We start from the raw sequence: 14,325 nt of genomic DNA, 5'->3' as shown, positions 1-14,325 counted from the left end.
CAACTCCCCCTACGAATCCCTGCGAATGGTCTGTGGTGCGCGGACTAGCCGGCGAGCCCTCCCCCGGGCCCCGTCCCGGACGCGCCCGCGGCCGCGAGGTCGGACCACAGGTGGGCGGAGGTCTCGACGCCCTTCATCAGGAGGTCCAGCTCGACCTTCTCGTTCGGCGCGTGCCAGCCGTCCGAGGGCACCGAGATGCCGAGGAAGAGCACCGGGACGCCGAGCACGTCCTGCAGGTCCGCGGCGGGGCCGGAGCCGCCCTCGCGGGTGAAGCGGACCTTCTTGCCGAAGGCGCGCTCCATGGCCCGCACCACCGACCGGAGGTACGGGTGGTCCAGCGGGGTCAGGCAGGGGCGGGTCGCGCCCCAGAAGGTGATCTCGTGGCGGATGCCGTCCGGCAGGGTGCCGGCCACCCACCGGCGCACGGCCTGCTGGACCTGGTCGGTGTCCTGGCCCGCCACGAGCCGGAAGGACAGCTTCAGCTGGGCGGTGGACGGGACGATGGTCTTCCCGCCGGGGCCCTGGTAGCCGCCGCCCATGCCGTTGACCTCGGCGGTGGGGCGGGCCCAGATGCGCTCCAGGGTGCTGTAACCCGCCTCGCCCAGGGGGGCGTGCGAGTGGGCGGTGCGCAGCCACTGCTTCTCGTCGAAGGGCAGCTCGGCGAAGAGCTCGCGCTCGCGGTCGGTGAGCTCGACGACACCGTCGTAGAAGCCGGGGATCGCCACGCGGAGGTTCTCGTCGTGCAGGGCGGCGGCGAGCCGGGCGGCCTCCATGGCGGGGTTGGGCACCGCGCCGCCGAAGGAGCCGGAGTGGATGTCCTGGTCCGGGCCGTAGAGGTCGATCTGGCAGTCGGCGAGGCCGCGCATGCCGGTGCAGACGGTCGGGGTGTCCTCGGACCACATGCCGGTGTCCGAGACGATGACCGCGTCGCACGCGAGGCGGCCGGCGCGGGCCCGGACGAGGTCGGCGAAGTGCTCCGAGCCGGACTCCTCCTCGCCCTCGATGAGCAGCTTGAGGTTGACCGCGGGCGCCGTGCGGCCGGTGGCGGCCAGGTGGGCGCGGACGCCGAGCGTGTGGAAGAAGACCTGGCCCTTGTCGTCGGCGGCGCCGCGGGCGTACAGCCGGCCGTCCTTGAAGACGGGCTCGAAGGGCTCGGTGTGCCAGCCGTCCTCACGGGCCGCGGGCTGGACGTCGTGGTGGCCGTAGACCAGGACGGTCGGCGCCCCCTCGTCGCCCGAGGGCCACTCGGCGAACACCGCCGGTGCGCCGTCGGTCTCCCAGACCTCCGCGGTCGGGAAGCCGGTCTCCGTGAGCTTCGCGGCCAGCCAGTCCGCGCTGCGGCGCACGTCCCCGGAACGGCCGGGGTCGGCCGACACGGAGGGGATGCGGAGCCACTCGACGAGATCGTCGAGGAACGCGGCGCGGTGGCCTTCGATAAACGCGCGGACGGCGCTGTCCGGAGTCTCGCTCATGCCGTCGAGCCTATCCGGACACACGGCGTGACCATGACCGGCCCGGCGTACCGCCGGACACACCTTCCGTCATCGCGCCTGGTCACGGGTGCTCCCCCAGGAGGAGCCGCTCCAGCCCGGCGCGGTCGGGGAGGCCGTCCGGGCGGACCGTCCCGCCGTCGCGCACGTAGACGAAGGCGGCCGTGACCGAGGACAGCGGGATCCCGTGCTGCTCGGCCCAGGCGACGCGGTAGATCGCGAGCTGCAGGGGGTCGGCGTCGTGGGCGCGGCTGGTCTTCCAGTCGACGATCTCGTACGTGTCGCCGTCGGGGCCGCGGTCGCGGTAGACCGCGTCGATGCGGCCGCGGACGACCCGGCCCGCGAGGGTGAGCTGGACGGGCACCTCGATCCGGTGGGGCACGCGGCGGGCGTACGGGGTGCGCTCGAAGGCCTCCTTGAGCTCGGCGAGGTCCTGCTCGTCGGCGATCTCCGGGCCGAAGCCGTCCTCCGCGCCGCCGGGCAGCTCGTCGGGGCCGAGCAGGGGCAGCGGCAGCGGCTCGAAGCGGGATTCGATCCAGGCGTGGAAGCGGGTGCCGCGGCGGGCCGCGGGCTGCGGCGGGCGTGGCATGGGCCGGGCGAGCTCGCGCGCGAACCCGTCGGGGTCCGCGGCGAGCCGGACCAGCTGCCACGCGCTGAGCGAAGCGGGCAGGGGCACGTCGCGCTCACGCGCGCGTGCCCGGCGGAGCTCGCCCGCCAGGGCGTCGAGATCCCGGTCCCAGGAGGCGGCCAGGCGGGCCTCTTCGGGCACGAGCACTGACGCCGGGAGCCCGTCGGGCTCCGGCGCCGGGTGGGGCAGCCCGCCGGCGGGGCCGGACCGGGCGGGAGCGTGATCGTCCCGCGCGGGCTCAGGGGTGCCGGGTGCGCGGCGGGGTCCGGGCAGCACCGGGCCGCCGCGGGCGGGCGACATCGGCGCGTCCCCGGGTGCACCGGGAGTTGTGGTGGCCTCCTGGCGGGCAGCCGGGAGGGCGTCCCGGGTGCCGGGGCCGGCGAGGCGCTCGGGGTCTGCACCAGGCACCGGGTCGTCCGGCCGGGCCGTCGGCAAGGCGTCCCACGCGTCAGGGTCGGCAAGGTGCTCGTCCTCGTGCGGGGCCGGCTCCGGTGCGTACGTGTCGAAGTCCTCGTCGTCCGGCGGCGGGGTCGGCCACTCCGGATCGTCGGCGGGGCCGGCGTCCCCGGCGGGCGTGCGGAAGCCGTCGTGGGACGTCGGCGCACCGGCGCCCGCGGCGACCCCGCTCTCCAGCCGCTCCAGGTGCGCGAGCACCGCGTCCGCCGCGGCGCGGCGGCGGGCGAGGGATTCCGGGTCCAGGGGCAGCGGCCAGGAGCGGTCGGTCTCGTCCTCCTGCAGCGCGGGGTTCTCGGCGTCCTCCTCCGGAGGGGCGGCCCAGGCCTCGATCTCGCCGTGGCCGGCCTCGCAGTGCGCGCGGAGGGCTTCGAGGAACGCGGACGGCCCGCGGGGCTTCTTCTGGCTGGGGCCCCACCAGTGGCCGGAGCCGAGGAGCAGGGAGCGGGGGCGGGTGAAGGTGACGTAGCCGAGGCGGAGTTCCTCGATGCGCTGGTGTTCCTTCATGGCGGCCTTGAAGGCGCTCATGCCCTTGGCGTCCCACGCGGCGACGTCGGGCAGGGTGTCGGCGTCGCCGCGCAGGGCGTGCGGGAGGACCTTGGCCTGGGCGGTCCAGGAGTCGCGGGACTGCTCGCTGGGGAAGGTGCGCTCGACGAGGCCGGGGACGGCGACGACGTCCCACTCCAGGCCCTTGGACTTGTGCGCGGTGAGGACCTTGACGGTGTCCTCCCCTCCGGGGAGGGAGCTGTCGAGGCCCTTCTCGTACTGCGCGGCGGTGCGCAGGAAGCCGAGGAAGGCGAGCAGGGTGGTCTCGCCGTCGACGGCGGCGAAGCCCGCGGCGATGTCCATGAAGTGCGAGAGGGTCTCGCGGCGGCGGGCGGCCAGGGCGTGCGGCGAGGCGGACAGCTCGACCTCCAGGCCGGTGACGGCCAGGACGCGGTGGAGGACGTCCATGAGGGGGTCGGCCAGGGAGCGGCGCAGGTCGCGCAGTTCGGCGGCGAGGCGGGCGAAGCGGACCCGGGCCTCGGCCGAGAACGGCAGTCCGTCCTGAGGGGTGCCCGGGGCGTCGGCGGCGAGGAAGGTGTCGAGCGCGTCGGCGAGGGAGACCGTCTCGGCGGGGTCGGTGCCCTCGACGGCCTCGGCGAGGCGGCGCTCGGGGTCGCCGCCCGCGCTGCCGTAGGGCACGAGCGTGCGGGCGCGGCGGCCGAGGAGCGCGAGGTCGCGGGGGCCGATGCGCCAGCGCGGGCCGATCAGCAGCCGGACCAGGGAGGCGTTGGCGGCGGGGTCCTGGAGGACCTCGCAGACGGCGACGAGGTCGGCGATCTCGGGCAGGTGCAGCAGCCCGGACAGGCCGACGACCTCGACGGGCAGGTCGCGCCGCACGAGCGCGCCCTGGATCTGCGCGAAGTCGGCTGCGGTGCGGCACAGGACGGCGATGTCGCCGGGGCGGGTGCCGGTGCGCACGAGGTGGGCGAGGGAGTCGGCGAGCCACTCCAGCTCCTCGGCGTGGGTGGGCAGCAGGGCGCAGCGCACCACGCCGTCCCGCTCGGCGCCCGGGGCGGGGCGCAGGGCCTCGACTCCCTCGTGGCGCTCGCGCAGCTCGGTGGCGAGGCCGTTGGCGAGGTCGAGGAGGCGGCCGCCGCTGCGCCGGTTCTCGCTGAGCGCGAAGCGCCGGGCGGGGCTGCCGTCGGCGAAGGGGAAGTGCTGCGGGAAGTCGTCCAGGTTGGCGACGGAGGCGCCGCGCCAGCCGTAGATGGCCTGGCAGGGGTCGCCGACGGCGGTGACGGCGTGGCCGGTGCCGCCGCCGAAGAGGCCGGAGAGCAGGAGGCGCTGGGCGACGGAGGTGTCCTGGTACTCGTCGAGGAGGACGACCGCGAACTGCTCGCGCAGGATCCGGCCCACTTCGGGGCGGCTGCGGGCGAGCTCGGCGGAGAGGGCGATCTGGTCGCCGAAGTCGAGCAGGTCGCGCTTGCGCTTCTCCGCGCGGTAGCCGCCGACGAGCTCCAGCAGTTCGAGGCGGGCGCGGGCGGTCTCGGGGACCTTGCGCAGGTCGGCGTTGGTGAGCCGGGAGCCCTCCAGGGCGGCCAGCAGCTCGCGGTCGTGGGCGCGGAGGCGCTCGGCCGGCACGAGGTGCTCGGCGAGCTCGCCGTCGAGGGCCAGGAGGTCGGCGACGAGGTCGCCGAAGGAGCGGGTGAGGGCCGGGAAGGGGCCCGGGGAGCCGCGCAGGACGCGGGCGGCGAGCTGGAAGCGGGTGGCGTCGGCGAGGAGGCGGGCGCCGGGCTCCAGGCCGATGCGCAGGCCGTGCTCCTTCAGGAGGCGGCCGGCGAAGGCGTGGTACGTGGAGATCTGCGGCTCGCCGGGGGCCTGGTCGGGGTCGGCGGCGGGCTCGGGGTCGGGGTCGGTGACGCCGGCCGCGACGAGGGCCTTGCGGACGCGCTCGGACAGCTCGCCGGCGGCCTTGTTGGTGAAGGTGAGGCCGAGGACCTGCTCGGGGGCGACCTGCCCGGTGCCGACGAGCCAGACCACGCGCGCGGCCATCACCGTGGTCTTGCCGGACCCGGCGCCGGCCACGATGACCTGCGGGGCGGGCGGCGCGGTGATGCAGGCCGTCTGCTCCGGGGTGAACGGGATGCCGAGGAGCTCCTTGAGCTGCTCGGGGTCGGTCAGGCGCGGGGTCACGGCACACCACGCTAACGGCCGCCACTGACATATCGGCATCGCCGCAGGTCAGAGCGCCTCTCCCCGCCTCTCTTCGAGGGCCGGGCTATTCGACGATCTGCCGGCCCTCGGGCAGGGCCGTGCAGGAGGCCCGGAAGGAGCAGTGCGAGCAGTGCTGGCCGGGGCGGGGGGCGAACCGCTCCTCCAGGACCCGGCCCGCCGCCTCGGCGAGCAGCCCGCCGACCCACTCGCCCTCGCCCAGCGGCTCCTGGCCCTGCACCTTCGGCACGGCGTCGCCGCCGTCCCGCTTCGCCGCGCCCTGGCGCAGCTGGACGAGCTCGGCGCCGCCGGCCCGGGGCCGGGCGCCGTCGAAGACCTCGTCGACGGCCCCGTGCTCGACGGCGAGCTGGTAGACGGCGAGCTGGGGGTGGCGCTCGACGTCCTTGGCGGAGACGGTGCCCTTGCCGGTCTTGAAGTCGACGACGTAGGCGCGGCCGTGGTCGTCCGCCTCCACGCGGTCCATGGAGCCGCGGATGCGCACGAGGTAGTCGTCGGCCTTCAGGGTGACGTCGAAGGCGTGCTCGGTGGCGACGGGGGCCCGGCCGCCGCGCTCCATGACGTGCCAGCGCAGGAAGCGCTCCAGGGCCGCGCGGGCGTTCTCCTTCTCCTGCGCCGACTTCCACGGGGCGTCGAAGGCGAGCGCGTCCCAGACGGAGTCGAGGCGCTCCATGAGCACGGCGAGGTCGGCGGGGGTGCGGCCGGAGGCCACCTCGTCGGCGAGGACGTGCACGACGTTGCCGAACCCCTGGGCGGCGGTGGCGGGCGCGTCGGCCTTCACCTCTCGGCCCAGGTACCACTGCAGCGAGCAGGTGCCCAGCTGGCCGAGGGCCGAACCGGACAGGGCGACCGGACGGGTGCGGTCGCGCAGCGGCACCTCGCTGTGGGTCGGCTCGTGCAGGCCCCACCAGCGGTACGGGTGGGCGGCCGGTACGAGCGGCTGGCCCTCCTCGTCGCGCAGGGCCGCGAGCCGGGCGAGCCGTTCCGCGGCGGCGGCCCGCAGGGCGTCCGAGGCGGCGGGGTCGACGGTGGTGGCGCGCAGCTCCGCCACGAGGGCGGCGACGGCCAGGGGGCGGCGCGGGCGCTGGGTGACGTCGACGGGCTCGACGCCCAGCTCGGTCAGGAACCGGGACGGCTGGTCGCCGTCCTCCGCCGCTGCCTTGACCGCGGTGACGACCACGCGCTCGCGCGCACGCGTGGCCGCCACGTAGAACAGGCGGCGCTCCTCGGCCAGCAGCGCGCCGGGGCTGAGGGGCTCGGCGATGCCGTCGCGGCCGATCCGGTCGGCCTCCAGGAGCGAGCCGCGGCGCCGCAGGTCGGGCCAGAGCCCTTCCTGGACGCCCGCGACGACCACGAGCCGCCATTCGAGGCCCTTGGAGCGGTGGGCGGTCATCAGGCGCACGGCGTCGGGGCGGACGGCCCTGCGGGTGAGGGTGTCGGCCGCGATGTCCTGCGCCTCGAGCTCGTCGAGGAAGTTCAGGGCGCCGCGGCCGCCGGTGCGTTCCTCGGCGCGGGCGGCGGTCTCGAACAGGGCGCAGACGGCGTCCAGGTCGCGGTCGGCGTTGCGGCCGGCCGCGCCGCCGCGGTGGGCTGCGCGCTGCAGGCGGGCGGGCCAGGGGGTGCCGTCCCAAAGGGCCCAGAGGGCCTCTTCGGCGGTGCCTCCGGCTGCGAGGATCTCGCGCGCCCCGCGGAGGAGGGCGCCCAGGCGCTGGGCGCCGCGGGCGTAGGCGGGGTCGTGGACGGCCAGTCGCTCCGGCTCGGCGAGGGCTTCGGCGATGAGGGTGTCGGAGGGGCGGGGTACGGCTTCGCCTGCGGCGCGCTCTTCGTCCCTCAGGGCGCGGCCGAGGCGGCGGAGGTCTGCGGCGTCCATGCCGCCGAGGGGGGAGGTGAGGAGGGCGAGTGCGGTCTCGGGGTCGATGCGGGGTGCCCGCGCCTGCGGCGCGGGGTCTTCGGTCCCGGCACCCTCCCGACCGCCCACGACGGTCGGAGCGGCAGGAGCCCCATCAGAGGCCCCACTGTCGTCGGATGCCTCCGCAGCAGCCGGAACCGTAGGCCCGGCCGGGCTGCCGTCGCCCATGACGGCGGGAGCCGCAAGCGCCCCGGCAGACGCACTCGGAGCGGCAGCCACCGCGGGTTCCGCGACGTCCTCCGCCACCACCCGCAGCGCCGTCAGCAACGGCGTCACCGCCGGTTCCTGGCGCAGGGGGATGTCGTCGCCGTCGACCTCCACCGGGACGCCCGCCGAGGTCAGGGCGCGGCGCAGGGCCGGTATGGATCGGGAGCCCGCGCGGACGAGGACGGACATCTCGTGCCAGGGGACGCCGTCCTCCAGGTGCGCGCGGCGCAGGATGTCGGCGATGTTGTCGGTCTCCGCGCCCGCCGTCGGGTACGTGAAGGCCTCCACGCGCCCGCCCTCGCGGACGGCGGCGAGGTCCCGGTGCGCGCGGACGGCGTCCGCGGGGAGGCGGGTGAGGGGCATCCGGCGGGTGAGCAGCCGGGTGGCCGCGAGGAGGTCCGCGGCGGAGCGGCGCGAGGTGGTGAGGACCTCGACGGGGGCGGGGGCGCCGTCGCGGCGGGGGAAGGCGTCCGGGAAGTCGAGGATGCCGTTGATGTCGGCGCCCCGGAAGGCGTAGATCGACTGGTCGGGGTCGCCGAAGGCGACGAGGGTGCGGCCGCCTCCGGCGAGCGCCCGCAGCAGCCGCACCTGGGCGGCGTCGGTGTCCTGGTACTCGTCGACGAAGACGGCGTCGTAGCGGCCGGCCAGCTCGGCGGCGGTCTCGGGCCCCTCGGCGAGGAGGACGGCGCGGTGCACGAGCTCGGCGTAGTCGAGGACGCCGCGCAGGTCGAGCAGGTCGAGGTACTCGGCGAGGAAGGAGGCGGCCGCCGCCCAGTCGGGCCGCCCGGTGCGGGCGGCGAAGTCGCCGAGGGAGCCGGGGCCCAGGCCGAGCTCGCGGCTGCGGGCGAGGACGGCGCGCACCTCGTCGGCGAAGCCGCGGGTGGTCAGGCAGGCGCGCAGTTCGTCGGGCCAGCGCACGCGGGCGCGGCCGGCGCGCTCGAGCTCGGCCTGGCCGGCCAGCAGCTCGCGCACGACGGCGTCCTGCTCGGGGCCGGACAGCAGCCGCAGGGGGTCGATGAACAGGTCGGCGTCCTGGTGGGCGCGGACGAGGGCGTAGCAGTACGAGTGGAAGGTCGTGGCCTGGGGCGCGGCGGCGCCCGCGCCGAGCCGGGCGGCCATCCGGTCGCGGAGCTCGACGGCGGCCTTGCGGCTGAAGGTGAGGACGAGGATCCGCTCCGGCGGGGTGCCCCGGCGCACCCGCTCCGCGACGGCCTCGACCAGCGTCGTCGTCTTCCCCGTGCCGGGGCCCGCGAGCACGAGCAACGGCCCTCCGGCGTGCTCAACCACGGCGCGCTGGCGTGCGTCCAGCTCAGGAAGGGCCGTGGAGCCCGGCCGGGTGCGCACGAGGCGGTAGGAGCCCGGGGAGGGCTGCCGTGCGTGCTGGTGCTGCGGCCGGGTCGAGCCGGAAGGCGGGAAGGAGCTCACGTGGGTTGCCGGTCCTGGTGGGGGTGCGGGGAGTCGTGCGGCCGTGCGGGGCGGGAGGCCGGGGAGTGACGGCGGTTCCCGACGCTACGCCAGGCGGCGTCCGGGGCGCAGGGCGTCGCGGGAGCCGGCGCACGGCTTCAACGGTCTCACCCGTTCGGGTGAGACCGGGTCCCGCGACCGCGGGCGGTGGGTGCCGTCAGGTGTGCGGAGTCACATCCCCGGGGCTGCGGCCGTCCCAGCGGGCGAGGGCCATGGCGATCCGGGGGACGTGCCCCTCGGCCGACCGCGCGGCCTCGCGCAGGGGCGTGCCCTCCTCGCGGTAGCGGGCGAGGGCGCGCAGTTCGTGGCCGGGCAGCAGGACGCCGTCCGCGCGGACGACGCGCCACCAGGGCACGGGGCCGCCGTAGAGCGCCATGACGCGCCCCACCTGACGGGGCCCGCCCTCGCCCAGCCACTCGGCGACGTCCCCGTAGGTCATCACCCGCCCGGGTGGGATCTGCTCGGCGACCGCCAGCACACGTTCCGCGTACTCGGGAAGCTCCTCGTCCTCGCTCACCCGGTCCATGGTGCCGCACCCCGCCGACAGCTCCGCCCAGTGATCACGCACAGTGCGGAACCGCACTACAGGGCGTACGATCCGGAGTCCGCGCCCCCGAATTGCACCCTGATGCCCCCTCGCCCGGCGGGGCCATGCCACCATCTTCCGGGCGGTGACAGGTGATACGAGACCAAGAAGACGAGAAGGACCGGATGCAGGGCGCGGAGCCTCCTGAAGGGGACCGCGCTCCCCAAGCGCTGTCCTCGTCCGGCCCGGGAGCATACGAATGCGACGAGGGGGGCGTGCAGATCGACCGGGTCTCCGGTGACGAACCGCTGCTGCCCGCCCGCGTGCACCGCCCGGCCGACCTGCTCCGGCTCCTCCTCGGCATCGTCGGCATCGCGCTCGTCCTCGCCCTGGCCGCCTTCGCGCACGGCACCACCACGGGTCTCGCACAGGACATCAACGAGAGCACGGGGCGCGCCCCGCAGCTGCTGGCGAGCTTCGCGGGCCTCGCGGCCAACATCGCCATCTTCATCGTCCCCGTGGCCTTCGCCGTCGAGCGGCTGATCAAGCGGGACGGGCTGCGCATCGCCGACGGCGTGCTGGCCGCCGTGCTCGCGCACGGCGTCTCCCTGGCCACCGACCTGTGGGTGGCCCGCACGGCCCCCGACTCGATCCGCGCCGCCCTCACCCAGCTCGCGCCCACGGGCGGCCTCACCGACCCGGTCCACGGCTATCTGGCCCCCGTGATCGCCTATATGACGGCCGTCGGCATGTCCCGGCGCCCCCGCTGGCGCGTGGCGATGTGGGCGGTCCTGCTCCTGGACGCCTTCGCGGTCCTGGTCAACGGCTACACGACACCGTTCTCGATCGTCACCACGGTCCTGATCGGCTGGACGGTCGCCTACGGCACGCTCTACGCGGTCGGCTCCCCCAACGTCCGCCCCACCGGCCGCCACCTGCTGACCGGCCTGCGCCGCGTCGGCTTCAAGCCGGTCACCGCGCTGCGCGCCGAGGACGGAGCCGACGACACCGAGCCGCACGAGCGGGGCCGCCGCTACATCGTCACCCTGGAGGACGGCCCGCCCCTGGACGTCACGGTCGTCGACCGCGAACAGCAGGCGCAGGGCTTCTTCTACCGCGTCTGGCAGCGCCTCGCCCTGCGCGGCATCACCCAGCGCCGCAGCCTGCAGTCCCTGCGCCAGGCCCTGGAGCAGGAGGCCCTGCTCGCCTACGCGGCCATCGCCGCCGGCGCCAACGCGCCCAAGCTGATCGCCACCTCCGAGCTGGGCCCGGACGCCGTCATGCTCGTCTACGAGCACATCGGCGGCCGCCCCTTCGGGCAGGTGCCCACCGAGGAGATCACCGACGAGCTCATGGCGGGCGCGTGGCGCCAGGTCCATGCCCTGCAGTCGCGCCGTATCGCCCACCGCAGGCTCGACGGCGACGCCCTGCTGGTGGATCGTTCCGGCAACGTGGTGCTGACCGACCTGCGCGGCGGCGAGATCGCGGCCGGCGACATCGTCCTGCGCATGGACGTCGCCCAGCTGCTCGTCACGCTCGGCCTGCGGGTCGGCGCCGAGCGCGCCGTGGCCACCGGCGTGGCGGTCCTAGGCCCGGACGCCGTCGCCGACAGCCTCCCGCTCCTGCAGTCCATCGCCCTCACCCGCACCAGCCGGGCGACCCTGCGCCAGCTCGCCCGCGAGCGGGCCCAGCGGGAGCGCGAGAAGGTCCTGGAGGCCGCGAGCGCCGCCAAGGAGGCCAAGGCGGCGGCGGCCGAGGAGGAGGTCAGCGGGCGCAAGGCGCTCAAGGCCGAGCGCCAGGCCGAGAAGCGGGCCATCGACGAGGCCATGGAAGAGGCCCGCGAGGAGGACCTGCTGGCCCAGATCCGCCGCCAGGTGCTCCTCATCCGCCCCCAGGCCCCGATAGAGCCCGTACGCCTGGAGCGCATCAGGCCGCGCACCCTGATCAGCTTCGTCGCCGGCGCCTTCGCCGCGTACTTCCTGCTGTCGCAGCTCACCCACGTGCAGTTCGGCGACCTCGTCGACAAGGCGGAGTGGCCGTGGGTCGCGGTCGCGGTGGCCTTCCAGGCGCTGACGTACGTCGCCGCGGCCCTCAGCCTGCTGGGCTTCGTGCCCGAGAAGGTGGGCTTCGCCCGCACGGTGCTGGCCCAGGTGGCCGGCTCGTTCGTCAAGCTGGTCGCCCCCGCGGCGGTCGGCGGCGTGGCGCTGAACACCCGCTTCCTGCAGCGCTCGGGCGTCCGCCCCGGCCTGGCGGTGGCCAGCGTCGGCGCGTCCCAGCTGTTCGGCCTCGCCTGCCACATCATGCTGCTGCTGTCCTTCGGCTACGTCACCGGCACCGAGCGCAGCTCCTCGCTCGGCCCCTCGCGCACGGTCATCGGCGGCCTGCTGACGGCCGCGGTCCTGGTGCTCGTCGTGGCGGCGATCCCCGTCCTGCGGAAGTTCGTCTCGACGCGCGTGCGGTCGCTGTTCGCGGGCGTGGTCCCGCGCATGCTGGACGTCACGCAGCGCCCGCAGAAGCTCCTCTCGGGCATCGGCGGAATGCTGCTGCTGACGGCCGCGAACGTCATGTGCCTGGACGCCGCGATCCGCGCGTTCGGCGGCGAGCTGAGCTACGCGAGCATCGCGGTGGTCTACCTGACGGCGAACGCGCTGGGTTCGGCGGCGCCGACGCCGGGCGGCGTCGGCGCGGTGGAGCTCGCGCTGACCGCGGCCCTGACGGTGGCGGGCCTGCCGGCGGAGCAGGGCACGCCGGCGGTGCTCCTCTTCCGCCTGATGACGCTGTGGCTGCCGGTCCTGCCGGGGTGGCTGTGCTTCACGCACCTGACCCGCAAGGGCGCGATCTAACCCGGGGCTACCGCATCTGCCAGCACCCCAACCCCAACCCCTTGCAAATGCGAGGGACAAGCACCTACGGTGCCGCATATGCGTTCCTACACGATCGGCCGTGCCGCCAAGCTGCTGGGCGTCAGCGCCGACACCGTCCGGCGGTGGGCCGATGCCGGCCGGATACCGACGCGCCGTGACGAGGCGGGGAAGCGGCACATCGACGGGGCCGACCTGGCCGCGTTCTCGGTGTCGCTCGCGGCGGAGGCGGCGGACGGCGAGGACGCGTACACCAGCGCCCGCAACGCCTTCCCCGGCATCATCACGGCCGTCAAGCTCGGCGACGTCGCAGCGCAGGTGGAGATCCAGGCCGGCCCGCACCGCCTCGTCTCCCTGCTCACGCGCGAGGCCGTCGAGGAGCTGGGGCTGGCGGTCGGGATGGAAGCGGTGGCCCGGGTGAAGGCCACCAACGTGCACATCGACCGCACCTGACCACGGAGAACCGATGCACTCTCGCCGCGCGCTGCCGCTCCTGGCCGGCACGATGCTCATCCCGCTCCTGGCTGCCTGCGGCAGCGAGGACAAAGCCGACGCCAAGAACGAAACCACGCTCACCGTCCTGGCGGCAGCATCCTTGACGGACGTCTTCAAGCAGGCGGGCCAGGCCTACGAGAAGGAACACCCGGGCACCAAGGTCAAGTTCTCCTTCGCGGGTTCGCAGGAGCTGGCAGCGCAGGTACGCCAGGGCGCCCCGGCGGACGCACTGGTGACGGCGGACACGAAAACCATGCAAGATCTGAAGAGCGAGACGAACACCCCCAAGGTGATCGCAAAGAACCGCCTGACGATCGCCACGGCGAAGAACAACCCCAAGAACATCAAGGCCCTGTCGGACCTCTCCCGCAGCGACCTCAAGGTCGTCCTGGCGGCGCCGGAGGTGCCGGTGGGCCGCTACAGCAAGAAGGTCCTGGACCAGCAGCACGTCACGGTGAAGCCGGTCTCCCAGGAGCCCAGCGTGCGAGCCGTCCTGAGCAAGGTCACCCTGGGCGAGGCCGACGCCGGGATCGTCTACGTGACCGACGCGGCCAAGGACAAGGTCGCCACCGTCACGGTGCCCGACGAGCAGAACGCCGTGGCGTCGTACCCCGCGGCCACGCTCAAGGGCTCCAAGCACGCGCAGCAGGCCGACGATTTCGTGAAGTGGCTCGGCACGGACGAGGCCCAGAAGCTCCTGCGGGCAGCGGGCTTCCAGCAGCCGTGACCAGGGCCCGCACGCCTCTGGCGCTCGGGCTGCCCGCCGCGCTGGCGGTGGCGTTCCTGTTGCTGCCGCTGACAGGCATCCTCGCCCGCACCCCGTGGGAGACGCTCCCGTCCCGCCTCACCTCCCAACCGGTCACCGAAGCCCTGCAACTGTCCCTCCTCGCCTCGGCCTGGGCACTCCTGCTCTCCCTGATCCTGGGCGTGCCGCTGGCGTGGCTGCTGGCGCGGGTGGAGTTCCGGGGCAAGTCCCTGGTGCGCTGCCTGGTGATGCTGCCGATGGTGCTGCCGCCCACGGTCGCCGGCGTGGCACTCCTGCAGGGCTACGGCCGCCGCGGCGTCCTGGGCCCGGCCCTGGAATCCATGAACGTCACCCTCCCCTTCTCCACGGCAGGGGCAGTGGTGGCATCGGCCTTCGTGGCGATGCCGTTCCTGGTGATCAGCCTGGAGGGCGCGCTGGCGGGCCTCCACCCCCGCTACGAGGAGACGGCGACGTCCCTGGGGGCGGCGCCGCTCCGCGTCTTCCGCACGATCACTCTGCCGATGGTGGCTCCCGGCCTGCTCGCGGGGGCGGCGCTCAGCTGGGCGAGGGCCCTGGGGGAGTTCGGCGCGACGATCACCTTCGCGGGCAATCTCCCGGGCGAAACGCAAACACTCCCCCTGCAGGTGTACCTGCTCCTCCAGGACGACCCCCAAGGGGCCACAGCGGTATCACTCCTCCTCCTGCTGATCGCGACAGCCGTACTCCTGGGCCTCAGGGGCCACTGGCTGCAGCCGCGAACGAACGGGAGGGGCCGGGGTGGTCCGGGGCCGGCAAGGGGCGTTGGGGGCACCCCCAGCGGTAGCTGGGGGAG

Annotated in this window: 8 protein-coding genes; 4 read left to right on the top strand and 4 right to left on the bottom strand. The window is 74.9% G+C overall.

What is annotated here, in order from left to right; all coding sequences use genetic code 11:
- Nucleotides 1–44: 44 nt before the first annotated feature.
- The 4 genes from AS857_RS28990 to AS857_RS28975 form a co-directional block, all read right to left on the bottom strand.
- Nucleotides 45–1,472 (bottom strand): dipeptidase, encoded by a 1,428-nt coding sequence (locus AS857_RS28990; protein ID WP_058046140.1) that lies wholly within the window; start codon nt 1,470–1,472, stop codon nt 45–47.
- Nucleotides 1,473–1,554: 82 nt separating this feature from the next.
- Entirely contained in the window at nt 1,555–5,250 is a 3,696-nt protein-coding gene (locus AS857_RS28985) for an ATP-dependent DNA helicase (protein ID WP_058046139.1), read from the bottom strand.
- An 85-nt stretch (nt 5,251–5,335) separates the two neighbouring features.
- Nucleotides 5,336–8,827: an ATP-dependent helicase gene (locus AS857_RS28980; RefSeq protein WP_058046138.1), complete on the bottom strand. Its 3,492-nt coding sequence runs from the start codon at nt 8,825–8,827 to the stop codon at nt 5,336–5,338.
- Nucleotides 8,828–9,023: 196 nt separating this feature from the next.
- Entirely contained in the window at nt 9,024–9,392 is a 369-nt protein-coding gene (locus AS857_RS28975) for an MGMT family protein (RefSeq protein ID WP_058046137.1), read from the bottom strand.
- A 185-nt stretch (nt 9,393–9,577) separates the two neighbouring features.
- Between AS857_RS28975 and AS857_RS28970 the strand changes: the two genes are divergently transcribed.
- The 4 genes from AS857_RS28970 to AS857_RS38165 all read left to right on the top strand — a co-directional run.
- Nucleotides 9,578–12,235 (top strand): lysylphosphatidylglycerol synthase transmembrane domain-containing protein, encoded by a 2,658-nt coding sequence (locus AS857_RS28970; protein ID WP_058046136.1) that lies wholly within the window; start codon nt 9,578–9,580, stop codon nt 12,233–12,235.
- Nucleotides 12,236–12,313: 78 nt separating this feature from the next.
- Entirely contained in the window at nt 12,314–12,706 is a 393-nt protein-coding gene (locus AS857_RS28965; protein ID WP_030366201.1) for a TOBE domain-containing protein, read from the top strand.
- A gap of 13 nt (nt 12,707–12,719) precedes the next feature.
- Entirely contained in the window at nt 12,720–13,475 is a 756-nt protein-coding gene (modA, locus tag AS857_RS28960; RefSeq protein WP_058046135.1) for a molybdate ABC transporter substrate-binding protein, read from the top strand.
- Nucleotides 13,472–14,325: ABC transporter permease (locus AS857_RS38165; protein WP_079110704.1), on the top strand; the 854-nt coding region annotated here is incomplete at its 3' end. The genes modA and AS857_RS38165, both read left to right, overlap by 4 nt.

The sequence above is a fragment of the Streptomyces roseifaciens genome, assembly GCF_001445655.1.
Taxonomy (GTDB): Bacteria; Actinomycetota; Actinomycetes; order Streptomycetales; family Streptomycetaceae; genus Streptomyces; species Streptomyces aureoversilis.
Note: the sequence above shows the minus strand (reverse complement) of the source record. Positions and strands in the feature narration are given on the sequence as shown.